Origin of the sequence: Streptomyces noursei (assembly GCF_016917755.1) — a bacterium.
Lineage (GTDB): Bacteria > Actinomycetota > Actinomycetes > Streptomycetales > Streptomycetaceae > Streptomyces > Streptomyces yunnanensis.
This window is the reverse complement of record NZ_CP070326.1, coordinates 6,265,282-6,285,304: the sequence shown is the minus strand read 5'-3', so window position 1 is coordinate 6,285,304 and position 20,023 is coordinate 6,265,282. Positions and strand designations below refer to the sequence as shown.

Genomic DNA, 20,023 nt, shown 5'->3' with positions numbered 1-20,023 from the left:
AATCCACGGACTCCGACGAGAACCGAGGGAAGGTGTGCCACTGATGGCGCATGTGGACCGGCAGACCTGGGACGTGGTCGTGGTGGGGGCGGGCGGCGCCGGGCTGCGTGCCGCCATCGAGGCCCGTGAGGCGGGCATGCGGACGGCGGTGATCTGCAAGTCCCTGTTCGGCAAGGCCCATACGGTGATGGCCGAGGGCGGCATCGCGGCCAGCATGGGCAATGCCAACGAGCACGACAACTGGCAGGTCCACTTCCGGGACACCATGCGCGGCGGGAAGTTCCTCAACCACTGGCGGATGGCCGAGCTGCACGCCCGCGAGGCCCCGGACCGGGTCTGGGAGTTGGAGACCTGGGGCGCGCTCTTCGACCGCACCCCGGACGGCCGGATCTCCCAGCGCAACTTCGGCGGCCACGAGTACCCGCGGCTGGCGCACGTCGGCGACCGGACCGGCCTGGAGCTGATCCGCACCCTCCAGCAGAAGATCGTCTCGCTCCAGCAGGAGGACGAGCGGGTCTCCGGCTCGTACGAGGAGGGGCTGAAGGTCTTCCAGGAGTGCACCGTCACCCGCGTGCTGAAGGCGGACGGCAAGGTCTGCGGCGTCTTCTGCTACGACCGGGAGTCCGGCCGCTTCTTCGTGCTGGAGGCGCCGGCCGTGGTGCTGGCCACCGGCGGCATCGGCAAGTCGTTCAAGGTGACCTCGAACTCCTGGGAGTACACCGGCGACGGCCATGCGCTGGCGCTGCTGGCCGGCGCACCGCTGATCAACATGGAGTTCGTCCAGTTCCACCCGACCGGGATGGTCTGGCCGCCGTCGGTCAAGGGCATCCTCGTCACCGAGTCGGTGCGCGGCGACGGCGGAGTGCTGCGCAACACCGACGGCAAGCGGTTCATGTTCGACTACATCCCGGACGTCTTCAAGGAGAAGTACGCCCAGACCGAGGCCGAGGGCGACCGCTGGTACGAGGACCCCGAGCACAACCGCCGGCCGCCCGAACTGCTGCCCCGCGACGAGGTCGCGCGGGCCATCAACGCCGAGGTCAAGGCGGGCCGCGGCTCCCCGCACGGCGGGGTGTTCCTGGACGTGTCGACCCGGATGCCGGCCGAGGTGATCAAGCGCCGGCTGCCGTCCATGCACCACCAGTTCAAGGAGCTGGCGGACGTGGACATCACCGCCGAACCGATGGAGGTCGGCCCGACCTGCCACTACGTGATGGGGGGCGTGGAGGTGGACCCGGACACCGCGGCGGCGACCGGGGTGCCGGGGCTGTTCGCCGCCGGCGAGGTGGCCGGCGGGATGCACGGCTCCAACCGGCTGGGCGGCAACTCCCTCTCCGACCTGCTGGTCTTCGGCCGCCGCGCGGGGCTGTACGCGGCCGAGTACGTCAGCGGGCTGCGCGCCCGGCCGGCCCCCGAACCGCGCGAGATCGACGCCGCCGAGGCGGAGGCGCTGCGCCCGTTCAGCGCCGAGGACGGCCGCGGCCCGGCGGAGAACCCGTACACCCTGCACCAGGAGCTCCAGCAGTCGATGAACGACCTGGTCGGCATCATCCGCCGGGAGGGCGAGATGGCCGAGGCGCTGGACCGGCTGACGAAGCTGCGGGCGCGGGCCCGCCGGGCGGGCGTGGAGGGCCACCGGCAGTACAACCCGGGCTGGCACCTCTCCCTGGACCTGCGGAACATGCTGCTGGTCAGCGAGTGCGTGGCGCGGGCGGCCCTGGAGCGCACGGAGAGCCGCGGCGGACACACCCGCGACGACCATCCACAGATGGACCGGCACTGGCGCAACGTCAATCTGGTCTGCGAACTGGCCGACTACCGGGCGGAGCAGGGCGAGGCGGATCCGGTGCTGGGGCAGATCCGGCTCTCCCGCCGCGAGACCCCGCCGATCCGCCGCGACCTCCTCGAACTCTTCGACAAGGACGAGCTGGTGAAGTATCTGACGGACGAGGAGCTGAGCCGGTGAGCGAGTTGCAGGCGGAACAGCGGTCCGGCGCCTACCAGGCGCACTTCCGGGTGTGGCGGGGCGACGCGGACGGCGGCGCGCTGCGGGACTTCGAGGTGGAGGTGCACGAGGGCGAGGTGGTGCTGGACATCATCCACCGCCTCCAGGCGACCCAGGCGCCGGACCTCGCGGTCCGGTGGAACTGCAAGGCGGGCAAGTGCGGTTCGTGCAGCGCGGAGATCAACGGGCGGCCGCGGCTGATGTGCATGACCCGGATGTCGGTCTTCGGGCGCGCCGAGACCATCACCGTCACCCCGATGCGGACCTTCCCGGTGCTGCGCGACCTGGTCACCGACGTCTCCTTCAACTACACCAAGGCGCGGGAGGTCCCCGCGTTCATGCCGCCCGCGGAACTGGGGCCGGGCGAGTACCGGATGAAGCAGGAGGACGTGAACCGGTCGCAGGAGTTCCGTAAGTGCATCGAGTGCTTCCTGTGCCAGAACACCTGCCACGTCGTCCGGGACCACGAGGAGAACAAGGGCGCCTTCGCCGGCCCGCGGTTCCTGATGCGGATCGCCGAGCTGGACATGCACCCGCTGGACGCCGCGCCGGCCGGCGGGGTGGACCGCAAGCGCACCGCGCAGGACGAGCACGGACTCGGCTACTGCAACATCACCAAGTGCTGCACGGAGGTCTGCCCGGAGAACATCAAGATCACCGACAATGCGCTGATCCCGCTGAAGGAGCGCGCCGCGGACCGCAAGTACGACCCTCTGGTGTGGCTCGGGAACAAGATCCGGCGACGGACCGAATGACCCGTACGGGACCCAAGTCGCCCGGATTGCAGCGATTCTGATGCCACATCACATGACTGGAATCCCCCTCACGACGCATGCGAACAGCCGCGGTATAAGAACGGAATGAATCTTCCAAATATGAGCCGGCGGAGCGTCCTGGCCGGCCTGAGCACCGTTCCCCTGGCCGCCGCTGCCGGCTTCCCCGAACTCGCCCAGGACCGCCCCGGACGCCCGGCGGAGGACCCCGGCCACCGCCGCACGACCCTGCTGCGCGGTGCGGACCTGGTCCTCACCATGGACCCCCGCCTGGGCAGCGGCCCCCTGGGCCAGCTGGAGAACGGCGTGGACGTGCTGCTGCGGGACGGCACCGTCGCCGCGGTCGGCCACGGCCTGGCCGCCCCCGACGGCGCCCGCGTACTGGACGCCCGCGGCCGGATCGTCCTGCCGGGCTTCGTCGATCTGCACAACCACCTGTGGCAGTCCAGCATCCGCGGCGGCTGCGCGAACGAGGGCCTCTACGGCTGGATGAACGACTGCAACCGCGCCACCCTCCCCAAGATCGACCCCCAAGACATGTACCGCTTCGTCCACCTGGCCGCGCTCGACGCCCTCCAGGCGGGCGTCACCACCGTCGTCGACTGGGTGCACCCCATCCCCTACGACACCAGCGAGCGCTACATCAGGGCGCTGGACGACGCCGGGCTGCGCTTCGTCTACGCCTCGGCCCAGAGCGCCGCCCACGCCCACCTCATCCCCAAGATCAAAAAGGACCTCCTGGACCCGTTGCCGCTGGCCTCCGTCCAGGTGGCGGCCCACGCCGGGATGTCACAGCTGGCGGATCTGCGCACGCTGCACGCGCTCGCCCGGGACCTCGGCGTGATGCTCAACTCCCACGTCCTGGAGAACCGCGGCGACCGCAAGGACGACCCGATCCGCTCGCTGCGCGAGGCCGGCGCGTTCGGCCCGCGGCTGCTGATGAACCACGCGATCCACCTCACCGACGAGGAGATCGCGCTGACCGGCGAGCACGACGTGCGGATCGCGCACTGCCCGCTGAGCAACATGCGGTTGGCGTCCGGCATCTGCCCGCTGCCGGCGTTCCACCGGCAGGGCGTCAAGGCCGGGCTCGGCCACGACGGCGGGACCAACGACACCTCGGACATGTTCAACGTGATGAAGGCGGCGGTCGGCCTCCAGCGGGCCCGCCACGAGGACGCCGCGATCCACCCCACCATCCCGGCGGTGCTGCGGATGGCGACCCTGGGCGGCGCGGAGGCCATCGGGATGGCGGACCGGGTCGGGTCGCTGACACCGGGCAAGCGCGCCGACGTCGTCGTCCTCGACCCCGGCACCCTCAACTTCGCCCCGCGCTTCGACTGGACCGGCCAGATCGTCCTCAACGGCCAGCCGCCGAACGTCAGCGAGGTCTTCGTCGACGGCCATCTGCGCAAGGCCCGCGGCGAACTGCTGCACGTGGACACCGCCCGCGTCGTCCGCGAGGCCGAGCTGGCCGCCACCCACGTCCGCACCGCCTGACCCGCCCCACCGCGCCCGGGGCCGTCCACCCGGGGCCCGCGGGCCCCGGGCCGTGCCCCGCGGGCCCTCAGAAGAGGCTCAGCAGCGCCTCTGCCGGGTCCACCGGCGTCGCGTCGCCGTCCGGCAGGGCGAGCTCGAACCAGACGGTCTTGCCGCGCGGAGTGCGCCGGCTCCCCCAGCGCTCGCTCAGCAGGCCGACGAGCTGCAGACCGCGGCCGCCCTCGTCCGTGTCCCGGGCCCGCCGTCGCCGCGGCTGGGCCAGATCGGCGTCCCAGACCTCGCAGACCAGCGTCCGGTCCAGCAGCAGCCGCAGCCGGATCTCCCCGTGCCCGTGCCGCAGGGCGTTCGTCACCAGCTCGCTGACCAGCAGCTCGGTGGTGTCGACCAGGGCCTGCAGCCCCCAGTCGTTCAGCTGGTCGCGGGCCAGTTCCCGCGCCCGGGCGACCGAACGCGGCTCCGGCGCCAGGCTCCAGTCGCCCACCGCGTCCTTGGGCAGCCCGTGCACCCGGGCCATCAGCAGCGCGATGTCGTCCTCGCCGTGCGAGGTGTCCAGGGCGCTCAGGACGTGGTCGCAGACGTCCTCCAGCGGCCGGCCGGAGTCCGACAGCGCCCGCCGGAACGCCTGCAGCCCCTCGTCCAGCGGATGGTGCCGGGACTCCACCAGGCCGTCGGTGTACAGCGCGAGCAGCGCGCCGTCCGGCAACTCGACCTCGATCTCCTCGAACGGCTCCCCGCCGACGCCCAGCGGCATCCCCGGCGGGACGTCCAGCAGCAGCGCCTCCTCGCCCTCCTCGACCAGCACCGGCGGCAGATGCCCGGCGTTGGCGAAGGTGCACACCCGGGTGATCGGGTCGTAGACGGCGTAGACGCAGGTGGCGAGGTAGACCTCGGAGAGGTCGGCGGTCCGGGCCGAACGGCCCTGGGCGGCCCCGCCGGACGCGGCCCCCGAGCGGCTGCGCGCGGCCTCCCGGTCCCCGCTGCCGCCCAGCCCCCGGGCGATCTCGTCCAGCGCTCCGAGCACCTCCGCCGGCTCCAGGTCCAGCAGCGCCAAGGTCCGCACCGCGGTGCGGAGTTCGCCCATGGCGACCGCGGCCCGCAGGCCCCGGCCCATGACGTCGCCGACCACCAACGCGGTGCGGTGCCCGGGGAGTTCGATGACGTCGAACCAGTCGCCGCCGACCTCGGTGGCGGTGGTGCCGGGCAGATAGCGGCAGGCGATGTCGAGGCCGGCCGCCTCGGGGTCGCCGGGCGGCAGCAGACTGCGCTGCAGTATCAGGGCCCGCTCGTGCTCCCGGCGGTAGAGGCGGGCGTTGTCGATGCAGACCGCGGCCCGCGCGGCCAGTTCCACCGCCAGCGCGGTGTCCCGCTCGCCGAACGGCTCGCTGCCCTTCGTACGGGAGAACTGCACCAGGCCGACGACGGTGTCCCGGGCGACCATCGGCACCGCGAGGGTGGAGTGCACCACCGCGCCCAGCTCCGGCCCCTCGTCGCTCTCCCGGCCGGGGATGATCTGCGCCTGGGCGGTCCGCAGGGCGGCCGCGCACGGGGAGTTGAACGGGTAGCGGTGGACCGCACCGACCGCGACCGGATCCTCCTCCGGCGCCTTGCCGGGGAGCGGGGCGTCGGAGACCGCGCTGGCGAAGGCGACCCGGCGCAGCTCCGCGCTGCCGTCGCTCATCCCCGGCTGCTCCTCGTCGCCGGCCAGCAGCCCCTGGTAGAGGTCCACCGACGCCAGGTCGCAGAACTGCGGTACCGCGACGTCCAGCAGGGTGCGGGCGGTGGTCTCCAGGTCGAGCGAATTGCCTATCCGGGCACCGGCCTCGTTGAGCAGCGCGAGATTGCGGCGGGCGTTGGCCGCCTCGCGTTCGGCGCGGCGGCGGCCGGTGACGTCGGAGGCGAGCGCGGCGACGCCGATGGGACGGCCGCTGGCGCCGTGCAGCCGGTACAGCGAGACCGACCAGCGACGGCGGTCCTCCTCGCCGGGGACGCGGCCGACCAGTTGCATCTCGCTGACCGGTTCGCCGGTCTCCAGCACCCGGCGCAGCGCGACGGTCATCCGCTCGGCCTCGGGGCGGGGCAGGAAGTCGTGCGGGGTGCCACCGCGGTACTTGCCGGCCGGGCCGCCGAAGACGGTGGCGAAGCGCTCGTTGACCCGCAGCAGCTTCAGGTCGGTGCCGAACAGGGTGAAGCCCATGGGGGATTGACCGAAAACGGCCTGCGCGGCGGCGAGGTCGGTCTCGATGCCGCGGAGCGCCCGGACGTCGACGACCAGGCAGACCGCGCCGCGTTCGCCGTCCTCGTTCTCGGCCGGCATCACATAGATCTCGGCGAGCCCCTCGGCCGCGCCGCCCGCTTCCCTGCGGTAGGGCACCAGACCGGTCCACTCCCGGCCGTCGAGGATCTCGCACACCTTGCGGCGCCCGGTCTCCCGGAACTCGCTGGGGACGAAGGCTTCGACGGGGTCCTTGCCGAGGGCGTGGCGGGCCGGGATGCCGAGCATCTGCTCGGCCCGCTCGCTCCACTGGTCGATGTGCCCGTCGGGCCCGAGCGAGAACGAGGCGACCTTGATGTAGTCGTAGATCGATCCGGGCCGGCTGCGCTGCCACACGGGCGCGCCCTGCGGCTCGCGGGCATGGCGACGTTCGCCATGGTCCACCGGACCGACCGCACCGCCCCGGCCACCGTCCCGCGCAGGTACCACCCCGCCAGATGACTTCTCGCTCACGAGCCCCGTCCCCTCCAGCTCATCGTGCCCGGACCGGACCTGCCGAGTATTCCAGCACCTCGGCTATCCGGAACACGGTCTTCACGATCACAGCACAGTCTCGATCGCAGGCCATCTACAAAATGTCGATGAAATGGCAACGATCAGGACTCCTCATGAGTCCTAACCAGCCACAGCCAGCTCGAACCACACTGTCTTGCCGCTCTTTCCCTGCCGGGTGCCCCAGCGCCGCGAACTGTGCGCGACCAGCTGGAGTCCGCGTCCCCCCTCGTCGTCGAGGGCGGCGGTACGGGTCCGCGGCGGGTCGGGCAGCGGATCGGAGACCTCGATGAGCAGCGCCCCCGCGCCGAGCAGCACCATGCGCACGCCGATGGGACCGCTGGCATAGCGCAGGGAGTTGGTGACCAGCTCGCTGACCAGCAGCACCGCGACGTCGGCGGCGCCGTTCAACCCCCAGTCGTCGAGCACCTGACGGACCATGGTGCGGGCGGTGCGCACCGCGCCGGGATCGGCGGGGAGGCTCCATTCCGCGCTCGGTGCACCGGAGATCCTGCCGCGCCTGCGGACATCGGAGGGGCCGGGTTCCGGGGCCTCTGCCGCTGCGCTGTCGCTCACGCCGATCACTTCCCAGGCCGAGGGGTCCCCCGTCGAACCCGGCCCACGCCGAAAGGGGCCAATCAGGACATACCCGATATCGAGCGGCGAGTACCGCCTTCAACTGTGCACTGTGGCACAAATGGCCCATATCCCGGCAAAGTGGTGGCGAGCCTCGCACACCCGCGGAACGGCGGAGCCAGACGGCCCACCGCGAGAGCCACCCGGCCCGGGCCCACGAGAGGCACACCGGACGGCACCCCGGTCCGCTACAGCCGGGCGCCCGGGATCCCCACCGCGGGCCTGGAGCCCAGCCGGCGCATCACCTCGGCGACCGCCGGGCGGTCCTGATCCAGCCAGTCCACCTCGCGCTCCTCGCCGGGCCGCAACCAACGCAGCTCGTCGTGGTCCTGGAGCGGCTCCGGCCGGCCGGAGACCAGCCGGGCGGTCCACACCTGGAGCACGAAGCCGGGCCGCAGCACCCATTCGCCCGGGATCCGCTCCACGGGGGCGACGTCCACGCCCAGCTCCTCGTGCAGCTCGCGGACCAGCGCCTGCTCCGGCGTCTCGCCGTCCTCCACCTTGCCGCCGGGCAGCTCCCAGCGGCCGGCCAACGCGGGCGGCGCGCTCCGTCGGGCGGCCAGCAACCGCCCCCGCTCGCACACCGCGCCGCCCACCACTACGCGCACCGTCGTCATGCGCGGCAGCCTACGTCCCCCGCCGGACTCCCGCTCCCCTCATGCCACTCCTTACGAGGCCCCCTGCCCGACCCGCTCGACCACGTAGAGCCGCTGATTGCCACGGGTGTCCAGGCGCTCGGCGACCCGCTCCGCCTCCGCTCGGGTGGCATAGCGGCCGACGCGATAGCGGTTACCGCCTTCGTCCTGGCGGATGACGAGCCAGGGCAGCGCGGTCTCGTTATCGGTCATTGCGCCCCTCCGTCCGCCGCGCAGCGCGCCGCGGCGGCGCGCCCCTCCTGTGCTGATGCCGAAATCGCATTCCGCATATGCCCGAGCCTACGCCCGACCTTCACGCACCGGTTATGGATTTACACAAAGAGAGACCGAACCGGCCACTCGCGGGCCCTGGATGCACCAGGTGTGGCCCGCGAGTGGCCGGTGAGGGTTTGTGCGTTGGGGGAAGAAAGCGCGCCGCGAACGGCCGCTCAGGCGGTGGTCGGGGCCTTGTCGCCCGCGGCCTCCGCGGCGCTCTCCTCCGCGGCCAGTTCGGCCTCGACCGCGACCAGCGAGGGGTTGCGCCAGGCGCTGCGCACGCCCCAGTAGTAGAAGGCGAGCGCGATCACCGCGACCACCGCGAGGTCGAGGCCCGGCGGCAGGTAGCCCTTGCCGCCGAACTCCTTGCCGCCCAGGTAGGAGACGGCCGCCATGACCACCAGGTAGACGACCATCCAGGCGCCCGCCTTCAGGTGCGGCAGCAGCTCACGCAGCGGGCTGCGGCCCTGCTTCCACGGCCGGACGATCTCGTACCACGCCCAGACCGGCAGCCCGATGGCCATGATGAAGATGACCTTGCCGGTGAGCGGCCACTTGCCCCAGTACAGGACCAGCGAACCGAAGATCATCGCGATCGGCGCGATGACCGGCATGGCGCGCAGCTTCACCGGCCGCTTCATCTGCGGCGCCAGCCGCCGCAGACCCATCACCGCGACCGGCCCGGTGATGTACGAGATGACGGTCGCGACCGAGACGATCTCGGCGAGCGAACCCCAGCCGCGGAAGACCGCGAGGAACATGAACGCAACGACGAGGTTGAGCACCAGCGCCGGGCGCGGAATGCCGGTCTTGGCGTCGACCTTGCCGAAGACGCCCGGCAGGTGGCCGTTCTCCTGGACGCCCTGGATCATGCGCGAGGTGGTGGCGGCGTAGATCATGCCCGTGCCGGACGGCGAGACGAACGCGTCCGCGTACAGCAGCAGCGCCAGCCAGTTCAGGCCCCAGGCGAGGCCCAGCTCGGCGAGCGGGGAGTGGTAGGACAGACCGCCCCAGCCCTTGCTCAGGTCGGCGGCGGGCACCGCGAAGAGGAAGGCGACCTGCAGCGCGAGGTAGATGACCAGCGCGATGACGATCGAGAAGGCGATGGCCTTGGGCAGCGAACGGCCCGGGTTGCGCGCCTCACCGGCGAGGTTGAGCGGCGACTGGAAGCCGTTGTAGGCCCAGACGATGCCGGAGAGCGCCACACAGCTGAAGACCGCGCTCCAGCCGTTGGGGGCGAAGCCGCCGGCGCGCTGGATGTTGCTGGTGTCGAAGTGCGAAAAGATCAGGGCGCCCGCGGTGAGCGCCGGCACGACGATCTTGAAGACCGTGATCGCGGTGTTCGTCTTGGCGAACAGCGAGACCGCGAACCAGTTCATGAAGAAGTAGAAGATCAGCAGGACGCTGGCCACCGCGACGCCGGAGCCGGTGAGCTCCTTGCCGTCGAACAGCGCCTTGGCCCAGCCGAAGTCCCACGAGCTCATGTACTGGACCGAGGCGGTCGCCTCGCCCGGGATCACGGAGACGATCGCGATCCAGTTGGCCCAGGCCGCCAGATAGCCCGCGAGCGAGCCGTGCGAGTACTGGCCGTAGCGGACCATGCCGCCCGCCTTGGGGAACATCGAGCCGAGCTCGGTGTAGGTCAGCGCGATGGTCAGGGCGACGACCGCGCCGATGACCCAGGCGATGATCGCGGCCGGACCGGCGATGGCCGCTGCCCGCTCGGCCCCGAACAGCCAGCCGGAACCAATGATGGACCCGAGACCAGTGGCGGTCAGGGCGATGGTCCCGAGGGACCGACGGTAATTCGACGAGTGCGAGCCCTGCTCCGCACTCGTTGTCTTCGTCGTGGTCACGTGCTGGTCTCCTGGTCTTCCCCCGTGCCGTGCACAAACTTCGCCATCGTATGAGCGAATCCGAAGATCCGGTTCCCACACCGGCCAAAAAATCCCGCCGAGTTGAGCCTCTGTGAGGTTTCCAACACCGATATCCGGACGACTTTCCCGGGCGAACCCCTACAAATCGGACAGCTAAGTCGGCCGAAAATCATGCCCAACAGCCCTACGGATAGCGCAGGATCCCCATACCGGCCGTCGACTTGACGGACACAGGGAGTTCACGGGGCGCCCACCGGCCCCCGGAACGCCCCCGAAGACCGCCGCCTTCCCCGCCCCACCGGCCGGTCGGGCGGCCGGGCGGCCGACCGGTCACTTCACCGGCAGGTGGTAGGCCACCCGATGGCGCGCCGCGAGCGCGATCACGTCCGCCGTCTCGACCGGCCGGCCACCCGCGAAGTAGGTGCGCGAGATGACCAGCACCGCATGGCCCGGCACCCCGCCCAGCGCCATCGCCTCCTCGGCCAGGCCCGGCCGCGCCCCGACCTCCTCGACGACGTTGTCCACCACCACGTCGATGGCCGCCATCCGCTCGACCACCCCGCGCCCCGCCAGCGGGCCCTCCTCCGGCAGCATCACCGGCGTGCGCCCCGTGATCTCCAGCGGCTCCCAGGAGGTGGAGAGCATCGACGGCTCCCCCTCCGCGCGGAACACGTACCGCGTGCGCATCACACGGGCGCCCACCGGGATCCGCAACCGGGCCGCCACCGCCGAACCGGCCGCCTCCTGCTCGCTGTTGGACTCCCAGGTGCCGCGCACCCGCTCGTCCGTCTGCTCCTGGCGGAACGGCGTGCAACCCAGGGTGTGGTAGCCACCGCGGGCGATCCGGCGCGGCACCGGATGCTCCCGCACATACGTCCCGGACCCGGACCGGCCCTCCACCAGACCCTCGGCCATCAGGACCTTGCGCGCCTCCAGCGCGACGGTGTCCGAGACGCCGTACTCCTCGCGGATGCGGGCCTGGGAAGGAAGCCGGGTGTGCGGGGCCAGCACCCCGTCGACGATCTTCTGACGCAGGTCACCGGCGACGCGGAGGTACGCGGGCTGCTCACCGAAAGGCACAGGCCCCTCCCAACAGCTTGACAGTCAGCGACAGCGTGGCAACCGCGCGTCGCCGACCGCAAGCTCTGGCCAAACCTTTACTTCCAGCAATGAACGCAGCTCAACACCGCCTCATGCCCCGATCCCGCCCGCACCGAAACACCCGTTCCACCACGGTCCGTGGCTGTCTGTCCGTGGTCGGCCGTGCCACCATCGTCACCGACCAGAAAGGGGCCGCGATGCCGACCGAGAACGCCGCCGTCAGCTCCCTCCGGCCGATGCCCGACGACTGGCAGCGGGCACTGGCCGTCGTCGCCCACCCCGACGACCTCGAATACGGCGCGGCGGCCGCCATCGCCGAATGGGCCGACGCCGGCCGGGAGATCGGCTACCTCCTGGTCACCCGCGGTGAAGCCGGCATCGACGGGCTGGCGCCGCCCGCGTGCGCGGCGGTCCGCGAGGCCGAGCAGCGCGCCGCCGCGGCCCATGTCGGCGTGCACGCCGTCGAGTTCCTCGACGGCCACCGGGACGGCGTGATCGAGGCCGGCACGGCGCTCCGCCGCGACCTGGCCGCCGCGGTCCGCCGGCACCGCCCCGAGCTGCTGATCACCCTCAACCACCGCGACACCTGGTTCGGCACGCAGTGGAACACCCCCGACCACCGGGTGGTGGGCTGTGCCGTCCTGGACGCCCCGGCCGACGCCGGCAACCGCTGGATCTTTCCCGACCTCGCCGACACCCAGGGCCTCGCCCCCTGGTCCGGCGTCCGCTGGACCGCCGTGTCCGGCTCCCCGCGCCCCACCCACGCCGCCGAAGTGGGCCCCGGCATCCCCCGCGCCGTCGCCTCCCTGGCCGCCCACACCACCTACATCAAGGCCCTCACCGCCCCCGACCAGGACCCGCACGCCTACGCCCGCGACTTCCTCGACCGCTCCTTCGCCAGGGCCGCCGCCCGCCACCACGGCCGCCCCGCGGTCCTCTTCGAGGTGTTCCGGCATTAGCGGCCCCCCAACGGAACAACAGCTCACGGAGCGCCGCCCGACGGCAGAGGCGTGCGGGGCAGACGGACCTGCGAGGCATCGCCCGGCTCACAGACCGTGCTCGTCCATCAAGCGCATCAGGTTCCGCTTGCGTTTCTGGGCAGTGCGCAGGGCGGTGACGTAACCGGTGAACTCCCCCGACGATCCCAGGCGGCGGTGGCAGTCCCGGATGCTCAGCAGCAGGCTGACGAGCTGCTCATAGACGGCGTTGCCGGTCTGCTCGGTCAGTGGCTCCACCAGGCGCAGGTAGACGCCGAGCGCGTCGGCGGGGCGGGTGGCGCGGGCCTGGTCGGCAAGGGTGAGCCACTGCCGGTCATGGGCGCCGGTCCCGGTGGCGGCCCGCCAGGCGGCGTCGACGTCCTTGTCGTCGAGCAGCGCGTCGACCAGGACGGGGCCGCCGTACCAGCCCCGTTGCCGCCGCCCCGCGTCGGCGCGCAGCACGGCCAGCGCGCCCTCGCGCTCGGCCGGCCAGCAGTCCGCGGCCCGGGCCGCGGCACGCAGCTGCTGGTAGGTGAGCAGGGTGCGGCGGGCGCCGAAGTGGTCGCGGCGCAGGGCGACGGCGTCGTCGAGCCGGTCCGCCTGTGCGTAGCGGTCGCAGAGGTGGTCGACGAGCGCGGTGTCGACGGCAGCGAGGTCCCCGGCCTCCTGGACGCCGCGTTCCGCCCAGCCCAGGGCCTCGTCGGGGCGCCGGGCGGCATCCAGCTCACGGGCGATGACCAGGTGCGTGCGGCCGTCCGGTGCGAGGTCGGCCGCATGCACGGCGATCACCGCGTCGACGTCGCCTCCCGCCTTGGCCAGGCGCTCCATCAGGTACTTCTCCGCCCAGCCGCGGCGGTTGCCCTGCCACGCCTCGACAGCCAGCTTCCGCAGGACGGCCATCCCCTCATCTCCGAGAACGTCCTCGTAGTCGAGCGGATCGATGTCGGTGAGGCCGGTGTCCAGCTCGCCGAGCGCATGGTCGATCAGCCAGCGCGCGAGCTCCCCCGCCTCGGGGCGCGCCGCACGGCACGCGTCGAGATGGGCGTCGGCGAGGCCGGCGCCCACCTGACCGAGCCATCCGTCGGAGTCGTCGACGCACTCCACCGCCTGGGCCAGCGACTTCATCGCCTCGCCCACCAGGATGATCGCGTCGGCTGCCCGTCCGGAGCCGGTGAGCGCGCCGATCGCCGACACCGCCTGCCCGGCCTGGTCCGCGTAGGCGCGCGCATCGGCGTACTCGACGTACCCGTACTGTGCGAACGGTCCGATGTCGAGCAGCTCACGGATACGGGCCCGGACCGCGGCGAGATCCCCGCGGGCGCTCGCGGCCCGCAGCTCCAGGCGGCGCCGCAACTGCCGGTCCTCGCCCACCTGTTCCCGCACCAGAGCCAGCAACTCGTCCTTGGTCAGGGCGGACAACCACCCGTCGAGGTCCTGCGCCCGGTTCCGCGCCGCCTTCCGCTGCCGCGGCAGGCTGTCCGACCGGGCGAGCACCGTCAGGCCGAGGGCGACCAGATGCTTGCAGAAATTGCCCTCAAGGCCATACGGGCAATCGCACGCGCCGGACAGCCCACCGGGCCCGTCCAAGGACAACTCCACCTCGTACCGCTCCGTGCCGTGGACGCTCGCGCTGATCCATCCGTCACCGACCTCGACCCCGGACACCGCATCCACGTACCCGCGCCCCCGCTCGAAGGACCGGACACCGGCCAACGTCTTGAGCTTCGCCTCGGTAAAGCCACGCATGGTCTCTTCCACCCCGCCCCTGGTCCGGTCCGCTGCGGTAGCCAGCTTATGACTGTCAGTGAGCTCCATCCTGTCCTCCAGGACCGCGGATCAATGCTGCGCCGACGTCCGGGCTCCGCTGGCCGGGCCCTGGCACCTGAGGGAATCAACTCAGCGCCAACCCAGCACGGGAAACCACCAAGGGCCCGCCTCCAGAGAGCCGGACCCTTGGTGACCTGCATGCCTACAAGTCAGCGACGTGGTGTTACGCCATCCGCTCAGACGTTGAAGCGGAACTCCACCACAAGGCTTTGACCTGCAGAAATGTGGGCGCATCCCAGCACCATCCCAGCACGGGATTCACTGCAAAGCACAAGAGGGCTCAGGGCCGCCATCGCTACACAACCCGATCGACCCACGAACTGAGATCCGAAGGACTGCCCCACAACGCCGGTGGCCTGGTCGCGCTCCCCAGCCCCGCGCCTAACCTGCCACAGGGGCCAGGCGGGCAGCGAATCGCCGGGCCTACAGGTGACGTCAAAACTCGGAGCAGGGCGTTCGGGCCATAAACCGGTGGCACCCGAAAAGGGGGCATGGCCCTCACTTCGCAAGTAGTGCATCGGCAAAACGCGTGAGGTTGGCCAGAGCGGCGTCGATGGGGACGGCCTCGGGGTCGAGCAGCGATTAGCAGACGTCACCGCGCAACGCGCCGACGATCAGCATCGCGGCCGCGGGCGCATCGACACCGGTCGCCCCCTCCGCGATCCCGCTCTCAATCCTGCGGCGCAGGTCGCGATGGAGGCGGCCATCCGGTCGCGCAGGAACGGTGCGGGAAGCACCGCATCGAACATGAGCACGTACAGCGCGCGCATCTGGTGCGGGTTGCGGCGCCAGCTGGTGCGCAGTTCATCGAAGAAGCGGTGCAGTCCTTCGGCTCCGGTCCGGTCGCCGACCGCCGGCGTCAGGGCTCGCTCGCGCGGCCCCGCGACCGACACGAAGGCTCGGCAGGCGCACCGCTGGCACGCCATTCTGTTGTCATGACGCACTCCGGCCAGGACAATCCAGCAAGGATCACAGCGGTGACACGGCGCGATGTCTTCGACTTGCTACGCACTGCGGAGGGCGGCTGGTGGGGACGCCTGGACGAAGTCGCCTTCCTGGGCGCCCTGTACGACCTGGACGCCCTCCCATCAACCGACTCGCGCCACCCGACCGCCCGCACCGACATCATCCAGCACCGGTTCAACAACTACGACTGGGAGGACGATTGGGTCTTCGAGGACCCGCGGTTTGGGCTCCTCGATGGCCCGGACGAGGTGCTGCTGGCATTCCTCGCACGGCTGGTACATCCCGAGGTACGCCCCGACGCCGACGAGGCGGCCAGGCGCGTCGATGAGCTGAACCGCCTTCTGGCAGCGGATGGCTGGGCGCTGCGCCCCCGAGACTTCATGTCCGGGCGGCCCGTCTATGCGCCGTTCCCGGAGAGCGCCGTCACTCCGACGATCCCATTGCCGATAAGGGACGACGACGCCAGCAAGCTCGATCTCGTCCTCGGACAGACCCACCATCTGCTCGACGACGACGGCGAAGGGTTGGCTCGGGACCTCGTCCGCTCGGCGAAACTCACCCTGCGCCGCGACGGTGGGTACTTCCATCCGATGCCCAACGACAACTGGACGGATGCCACTTACGAGGCCGTCCTCACCGTGGACCGCGCGCTCATACCGGAGTTCACGACGGCCATGACCGAGGCGATTTGGCAAAGGCTAAGGGCCGTGCTCAAGCAGCTGGAGCGCGGGGACGTGCAGTCCCTCGTGGTCGAAGCCGCGCTGCGCCCGCTCCCGAAGATCACGCAGGACTGGCGGTATCAAGGAAGCAGTCCGACCAACCAGGCTCGCCGCGAAAGGCGAAGCGACCAGGGATACCCAACTGCAGACGATCTCGTGTTCGCAAGTCGGGCCGAACTCGCCGTCTACCAGGTCCTCCAAGACCTCCAACGCGAGCGCCCCACACAAAGCGGCATCGCGATCCTGCCGCTGGCCTCCGCCAAACTGCGGGATGCCGGCGTGCGCAGCCCGGACTTCACCGTTCTGGGAAACGGCCGAGCCGTTATCATCGAGGTCGACGGACCACACCACTACGGCCGAACCCGCAAGGCCGACGACGAGGATCGCGACCGGCACTGGACGCGCTGCGGCGTCCACACCATCCGGATCGCCCATGAACACACCAGCCATCCCACTGAACTCAAAGAGCGGCTCCGCGAAGACCTCGGTCGACTGCTCTTCCCGACTCGCTGATCTACGCAGCCAACACCCTCGGCGCACGCGGACACGGGCAGCCAGGTTGAAGCCACCTCAGCCTTCGGTATCCGCTCACGCGAACGACATGGGCAGGCCCGAGCAGACAACTAGCTGTGAGATTCCGGCGGAAGTTAGAATCCCGGTCCATGGCCGAACGCCCCTTAACTCTTCCCTCACCCGCCCCGAACCGGACGCTCGCTGCCCGCGTCAGGGCGCTACGTGAAGAACGCGCCTGGACTCCAGAACGCCTTGCGAAAGAGGCGGGCATTCAGCTCGCCACTCTGAAGCGACTGGAGGGCGGGGGACCAATTCAGCCAGGTTTCTTCACCGTTGGTGCACTCGCTGCCGCACTCGGCGTCTCCCTCGACGACCTGTTCCGCCAGGCCCAGACGGCAGACCCCGGGCTGTGGTCCGCCGGATACGAGGGGCGGGACATCGAATCCTTCGTCGCTTCCCTCCTCTCTGCCCAGATCAGCACAGTCGCCGACGTCCGCCTGACCCCCATCAGCCGCAAGCCCGGATTCAGCAAGACCCGCCTCACACACGCCCTCAACGAGGCCGGCATCGCCTACACACACCTGCGCGCCCTGGGGAACCCGAAGGACAACCGGGCCCCCTTCTGGGAAGGACGCATCAGCGAGGGCCGCGCACGCTTCCGCAGCCTGCTGCGCTCCGACGCGGCCCAGGCCGACCTCGATGAACTCGCAGAACACGCAGCTCAGGAGCGGGTCGCCGTGCTGTGCTTTGAGAAGGACCAACAGCGCTGCCACCGCCACGTCGTCCTGGAGACCCTGCGCAAGCGCATGTCACTACCCGTCAGCCCCTTGGCCTGACTTCAACTCCTCTACTCGACGGCACTCTTGCGCGTGCCAACTACCTCACTTCCAATCTGGTCCAGAAGCAGCGGACCGGGGGTGGGGTATGGCAGGAGCGTGGGAACGCGCACGAATACTGATCACGGTCAAGACGTATCCGGAACTGTCCACGAAGTACCGCGAGACCAGCTGCGTCGCCGGCATACGCCTCGACCGCGGCACTCCCGAGCACGTCCGCCTCTTCCCGGTGCCCTTCCGGCTCCTGAGCCAGGAGAGCCAGTTCGCCAAGTACGCGATCATCGAGGTCGACGTACGCCGCCATCACCAGGACCGCCGGCCCGAGAGCCTGCGCCCGAACCCGGACACCCTCAAGGTAATCGACAGGATCGGCACGAGCGACGGATGGCGCGAGCGCTACTCGATCCTCCGCCCGCTGATCGCCCCATCGCTGTGCGCCATCAAACGAGACCAGGAGAAGCACGACACGTCGCTCGGCCTCTTCCGACCAGCGGCGCACACCGTCGACTTCCGCCTCGAGCCCGCCGAGCCCTGGCCTGTCTCCAAGGCCGCCCTGGCCGATCAGATGGATCTCCTCGACCAGGACCTGCGCCAACTGGAGTGGGTACCGTTGGAGTTTCGCTACCGCTTCCGCTGCGACGACTCCGACTGCACCGGTCACGACATGGCCCTCCGGGACTGGGAGGCCGGCGAGTCCTACCGCAAATACCTGCGCCAGTACGGGCAACAGGGTGTGGAGGAAAAGCTGCGGGAGCGCTGGTTCACCCGGATGTTCGCACCGGACCACGTCGTCCACTGCTTCGTCGGCAACCTGGCCAAACGCCCCAGAACGTTCATGATGCTCGGCCTCTTCTATCCGCGGCGCGGCACCGTCGAGAACTACCAGGAAGAGCTGTTCTCGCTGTAAACGCGCCATGCACCACGTCTCATCCGATCGAAGGCTCTCTCAGGTCGTCCGGAATTCCCGTGGAAGCGGCGGGCATTGTCTCCGGGGCAGCACAGCTAGGAACCGCAGGGGGACCACATGCACCAGGCCCTCAATGAGCGGCAGCGGGCTGTGCTCGAATGGGTGGGCCAGGGGTGTCCCGACGGAGTCTGGCCGGACAGCACGTACAAGACCAGCGGACAGGCCCTGCAGAACCGAGGGCTCATCAAAATTACCAAGCGCCACGGGCATTGGAACGCCCAGCTCACGGACAAAGGGCGGCGGTATCTCACCGAACGCGGCATCCACCTCGTGGAGCAGAACACTGAACCGCCGGAACGGCCCAGCCGAAAGCCGGCACCGTCACGTCCCAGAACCGTGCCGAAGGCCCTTGCGAACTACGCGGCCAAACTACTCGAAGAACTGGCCGCGAACGATGGCTACCTCATCAAGCCCATCAAACCCGGCCCGGACGCTGTGAACTGGGCGTCACGCGTCAACGCCGCCCGCAAGTCCGGCAAGATCCCCCGCACCCAGGAACTCCACGGATACCCGACCCACAGCGGCTACGAGATCAAGCTCGTCAATATCCCCGCCTGGCGCCTCGCCGAACTCACCCCGCTCCACGTTCCGGCCAGACTCACCAAATCCCACGCCGTCGTCGCCGCCCTTCAAAAGCAGCCCCAGCCCATGGGCCTGACCACACCCCTCCAGGGCCGAGCCCTACGCATCATCCAGGCCCTCATCACCGCCACCGAAGCACAAGGCCATAAGGCGGCACTCGGCACCACACAAGGCGCGCCCCCACCTCATCGGCGCCGCAAGGCACCACCGCACTTCACCATCACCGCCCAAGGCGAAAGCGTGGGGTTCCTCGTCCTTCAAGAACAGGACCGCAGCGAACACGTCCCCACCGACAAGGAACTCGCCGACGCCAAAAGGTACTCGTGGATGCGAATTGCCCGCTTCGACTACACCCCCTCCAACCGCCTGCGTTTCATCCTCCGCGGCGGCAGCCCGCACCGCGCCAGCGAATGGGCCGACCTCCCCAACCGGCCGCTCGAAGACCAACTCGCCGAGATCACACAAGAGGTCGGCCTCCGTGGCGAAGCCGCGGATCGTAAACGCCTTGCAGACCAGCAAGCCAGAGAGGCACGGCAGAGGCGCTGGGAAGCCGCCATGCAGGAAGCCCGCGCCGCATACGCCCACGCCTATCGCGTCAAACACCTCGAAGAACAGGCAAACGCCTGGCACCAGGCCAGCCGCCTGACCGAATACGTCACAGCAGTACGCGACCACGCCACATCACTGCCGCCGGGGCAGGAGCGGACCGATATCGAGGCGTGGCTCGCGTTCGCGGACGCGCACCTCCAACACCTCACCGAGTCCGCCTCAACGCCAAGGCTGCCCACGCCGCCGAAGCCCAGCGGCGACGACCTCAAGCCCTTCCTCGGAGACTGGAGCCCCTACGGACCCCGCTCCTACTGGCCGTTGACTCCGTCCGCGACCCACGGACTTGTCGTCCGGCAGGACCCCGATCTCGCTGCCGCAACATAGCGGCGGATCCCCGGTTACCGAACCCGGGGATCCGCCGAATACTTGTAGATCCACCACCACGCCCTGACGCCCGTCGAAAGGCAGCAAAGCGACGATCAGCACCTCACCTGTGAAAATTCGCCTGACCTTATCGAGC

At 70.2% G+C, this 20,023-nt stretch carries 16 protein-coding genes; 8 read left to right on the top strand and 8 right to left on the bottom strand.

Annotated elements, in window-relative coordinates:
* The first annotated feature begins 43 nt into the window (after positions 1–43).
* The 3 genes from JNO44_RS27580 to JNO44_RS27570 all read left to right on the top strand — a co-directional run bounded on the left by JNO44_RS27580 (position 44) and on the right by JNO44_RS27570 (position 4,278).
* The gene (locus JNO44_RS27580) at positions 44–1,966 is read left to right on the top strand and encodes a fumarate reductase/succinate dehydrogenase flavoprotein subunit (RefSeq protein ID WP_205366530.1); all 1,923 of its coding nucleotides are present in this window, start codon (positions 44–46) and stop codon (positions 1,964–1,966) included.
* Entirely contained in the window at positions 1,963–2,760 is a 798-nt protein-coding gene (locus JNO44_RS27575; RefSeq protein WP_205366529.1) for a succinate dehydrogenase/fumarate reductase iron-sulfur subunit, read from the top strand. Before JNO44_RS27580 ends, JNO44_RS27575 begins: the two co-directional genes overlap by 4 nt.
* A gap of 120 nt (positions 2,761–2,880) precedes the next feature.
* Positions 2,881–4,278 (top strand): amidohydrolase family protein, encoded by a 1,398-nt coding sequence (locus tag JNO44_RS27570; RefSeq protein WP_275695771.1) that lies wholly within the window; start codon positions 2,881–2,883, stop codon positions 4,276–4,278.
* Positions 4,279–4,345: 67 nt separating this feature from the next.
* On the opposite strand, the gene JNO44_RS27565 is transcribed toward JNO44_RS27570, so the two are convergent.
* The 6 genes from JNO44_RS27565 to JNO44_RS27540 form a co-directional block, all read right to left on the bottom strand.
* Positions 4,346–6,934 carry a SpoIIE family protein phosphatase gene (locus JNO44_RS27565; protein WP_240167681.1) on the bottom strand — a complete coding sequence of 863 codons (2,589 nt, stop codon included), beginning with the start codon at positions 6,932–6,934 and terminating at the stop codon, positions 4,346–4,348.
* Positions 6,935–7,165: 231 nt separating this feature from the next.
* Complete coding sequence (locus JNO44_RS27560) at positions 7,166–7,627, bottom strand: ATP-binding protein (RefSeq protein WP_205366527.1); 462 nt, start codon at positions 7,625–7,627, stop codon at positions 7,166–7,168.
* Between the two features lie 239 nt (positions 7,628–7,866).
* Positions 7,867–8,295 (bottom strand): (deoxy)nucleoside triphosphate pyrophosphohydrolase, encoded by a 429-nt coding sequence (locus JNO44_RS27555; protein ID WP_073443643.1) that lies wholly within the window; start codon positions 8,293–8,295, stop codon positions 7,867–7,869.
* 51 nt (positions 8,296–8,346) lie between these two features.
* Positions 8,347–8,526 (bottom strand): SPOR domain-containing protein, encoded by a 180-nt coding sequence (locus JNO44_RS27550; protein ID WP_039633125.1) that lies wholly within the window; start codon positions 8,524–8,526, stop codon positions 8,347–8,349.
* A 236-nt stretch (positions 8,527–8,762) separates the two neighbouring features.
* Positions 8,763–10,445, bottom strand: a complete 1,683-nt coding sequence (locus JNO44_RS27545) for an APC family permease (protein ID WP_205366526.1) — start codon at positions 10,443–10,445, stop codon at positions 8,763–8,765.
* Between the two features lie 351 nt (positions 10,446–10,796).
* Entirely contained in the window at positions 10,797–11,546 is a 750-nt protein-coding gene (locus JNO44_RS27540; protein ID WP_039633129.1) for a GntR family transcriptional regulator, read from the bottom strand.
* Positions 11,547–11,764: 218 nt separating this feature from the next.
* Between JNO44_RS27540 and JNO44_RS27535 the strand changes: the two genes are divergently transcribed.
* Positions 11,765–12,526, top strand: a complete 762-nt coding sequence (locus JNO44_RS27535) for a PIG-L deacetylase family protein (protein ID WP_205366525.1) — start codon at positions 11,765–11,767, stop codon at positions 12,524–12,526.
* Between the two features lie 87 nt (positions 12,527–12,613).
* Here the strand turns inward: JNO44_RS27535 and JNO44_RS27530 are convergent, their stop codons facing one another.
* Entirely contained in the window at positions 12,614–14,290 is a 1,677-nt protein-coding gene (locus tag JNO44_RS27530; protein ID WP_205366524.1) for an SWIM zinc finger family protein, read from the bottom strand.
* Positions 14,291–14,985: 695 nt separating this feature from the next.
* The gene (locus tag JNO44_RS27525; protein ID WP_205366523.1) at positions 14,986–15,264 is read right to left on the bottom strand and encodes a hypothetical protein; all 279 of its coding nucleotides are present in this window, start codon (positions 15,262–15,264) and stop codon (positions 14,986–14,988) included.
* 42 nt (positions 15,265–15,306) lie between these two features.
* Here JNO44_RS27525 and JNO44_RS27520 point away from each other — a divergent pair, with 42 nt between their 5' ends.
* From JNO44_RS27520 to JNO44_RS43735, 4 genes are all read left to right on the top strand, one after another.
* Positions 15,307–16,569: an AbiJ-related protein gene (locus tag JNO44_RS27520; RefSeq protein WP_205366522.1), complete on the top strand. Its 1,263-nt coding sequence runs from the start codon at positions 15,307–15,309 to the stop codon at positions 16,567–16,569.
* A 149-nt stretch (positions 16,570–16,718) separates the two neighbouring features.
* Positions 16,719–17,405, top strand: a complete 687-nt coding sequence (locus JNO44_RS27515) for a DUF488 family protein, N3 subclade (protein ID WP_205366521.1) — start codon at positions 16,719–16,721, stop codon at positions 17,403–17,405.
* Positions 17,406–17,493: 88 nt separating this feature from the next.
* The gene (locus JNO44_RS27510) at positions 17,494–18,312 is read left to right on the top strand and encodes a hypothetical protein (protein WP_205366520.1); all 819 of its coding nucleotides are present in this window, start codon (positions 17,494–17,496) and stop codon (positions 18,310–18,312) included.
* 117 nt (positions 18,313–18,429) lie between these two features.
* Entirely contained in the window at positions 18,430–19,887 is a 1,458-nt protein-coding gene (locus tag JNO44_RS43735) for a hypothetical protein (RefSeq protein ID WP_240167680.1), read from the top strand.
* Positions 19,888–20,023: the final 136 nt, after the last annotated feature.

Coding starts and splice junctions, on each gene's coding strand:
- JNO44_RS27580 (WP_205366530.1), top strand. CDS start 44: ATGGCGCATGTGGACCGGCAGACCTGGGACGTGGTCGTGGTGGGGGCG.
- JNO44_RS27510 (WP_205366520.1), top strand. CDS start 17,494: ATGGCAGGAGCGTGGGAACGCGCACGAATACTGATCACGGTCAAGACG.
- JNO44_RS27550 (WP_039633125.1), bottom strand. CDS start 8,526: ATGACCGATAACGAGACCGCGCTGCCCTGGCTCGTCATCCGCCAGGAC.
- JNO44_RS27535 (WP_205366525.1), top strand. CDS start 11,765: ATGCCGACCGAGAACGCCGCCGTCAGCTCCCTCCGGCCGATGCCCGAC.
- JNO44_RS27555 (WP_073443643.1), bottom strand. CDS start 8,295: ATGACGACGGTGCGCGTAGTGGTGGGCGGCGCGGTGTGCGAGCGGGGG.
- JNO44_RS27570 (WP_275695771.1), top strand. CDS start 2,881: ATGAGCCGGCGGAGCGTCCTGGCCGGCCTGAGCACCGTTCCCCTGGCC.
- JNO44_RS27520 (WP_205366522.1), top strand. CDS start 15,307: ATGACGCACTCCGGCCAGGACAATCCAGCAAGGATCACAGCGGTGACA.
- JNO44_RS27530 (WP_205366524.1), bottom strand. CDS start 14,290: ATGCGTGGCTTTACCGAGGCGAAGCTCAAGACGTTGGCCGGTGTCCGG.
- JNO44_RS27515 (WP_205366521.1), top strand. CDS start 16,719: ATGGCCGAACGCCCCTTAACTCTTCCCTCACCCGCCCCGAACCGGACG.
- JNO44_RS43735 (WP_240167680.1), top strand. CDS start 18,430: ATGCACCAGGCCCTCAATGAGCGGCAGCGGGCTGTGCTCGAATGGGTG.